At 60.9% G+C, this 1,456-nt stretch carries 1 protein-coding gene; it reads left to right on the top strand.

Translation table 11 applies throughout. The features are described from left to right. Nucleotides 1-787: 787 nt before the first annotated feature. Nucleotides 788-1,456: hypothetical protein (locus J1C54_RS16230; protein WP_229149984.1), on the top strand; the 669-nt coding region annotated here is incomplete at its 3' end.

Genomic DNA, 1,456 nt, shown 5'->3' with positions numbered 1-1,456 from the left:
GATGTGGGGCCACACAGGGGATTGGGACACACGCGAACCGGTGCAGGTGGATCTCCCCGACCCGGTGTACTTCCGGCTCCGGCGTCTGGTTCGGTCGTGGCGTGTTGCAGATGCTCGGGTCGACGGTAACCGGTTCCGAATTCGGACGGCTCGCCAGATGCTCAAGCACAATCACCCGGACGTTTCCCGGCTCCGGGGGGTTTCTGAGTGGATACCAGAGGCCCAGATGATGACACTCCTGCACCTGGCATTCGGCACCGCACCTATCGGCGCAGCCGATGACAGGCGGCCTGCGGACTAATCAACCTCGGTTGACTATCGCCGCCGGTACCTCGCCCACGGTTTCCAAAGAATAATCACAGGCCAGAGGTCGACCACGTAGCACCCCTGCCATGGCGCGGGGGCATGCGACCTCATGCGGCAGTCACTAAGCCACGTGCCTGAACAACCGGGGTTGATTAGGTAAACGCGGTTGATGCCGGATCAGGGGGGGACCCCCTCCGGGGGGGGTCCCTGACCGGCAGAAACTGCGGTCCCTTGATTAGTAGTTACATATCTGCCCGCAGTCGTTAGAATCCACCCATCTGGGTTCGTTTTTCTTCAAGTGCCTTTTCTTGTTTCCCCGGATGACGTGCCAGATGGCCAGCACGCGAAAACACTCGCGGCAGACCGTCAGGCATAAAAAAACCCCGCGAGAGTTAGCCGCTCCCCGGGGTCATGGTCCACACCTCAAACGTACTAGGACAGCACAATGCGGACGCTCAAATTATACCTACATGGTGCCACCATGGGTACTGCTCCCCGGCTCAATAACCATCAACGCGCCATTCGCGGCGAAGTTGGGGGGTGGTCATCATCTGCAACCCGTCGAAATGTCGCCTTCCTCCGGTCTGTGGAGCCTTCGACCCTCTCAGGCACTCCAGATGCCCCCCTGCTGGGGCTGGCCGTTACTCTGACCCTCAGGGACTGCCCTGCTACCTCTGATGACTGGCATAAGCTCCGGCGGGCCTTCCTGAAGCGTTTGGAGCGTATCGGGCTGGCTCGGTGTCACTGGGTCACTGAATGGCAACGGCGGGGGGTTCCTCACCTACACGGGGCGTTTTGGTTCCCCGGTGATGTTTCAGACTTTGCGGCCATCCGGTCGGAAGTTCTGCTGCACTGGCTGGCTGTCGCTGACTCCCACAATGTCAGCATTCGCGCTCAACACTGTGCGCTTATCTCTGACGCTCTGGGGTGGTTCCAGTACGTTGCAAAGCACGCAGCTCGGGGGGTCAAGCACTACCAGCGGTCATCCGATAACATCCCGGAAGGCTGGAAAAAGACGGGCCGGATGTGGGGCCACACAGGGGATTGGGACACACGCGAACCGGTGCAGGTGGATCTCCCCGACCCGGTGTACTTCCGGCTCCGGCGTCTGGTTCGGTCGTGGCGTGTTGCAGATGCTCGGGTCGACGGT

Origin of the sequence: Alcanivorax sp. 1008, assembly GCF_020667895.1 — a bacterium.
Classification (GTDB): Bacteria; Pseudomonadota; Gammaproteobacteria; order Pseudomonadales; family Alcanivoracaceae; genus PGZG01.
This window is presented reverse-complemented; position numbering and strand designations above follow the sequence as displayed.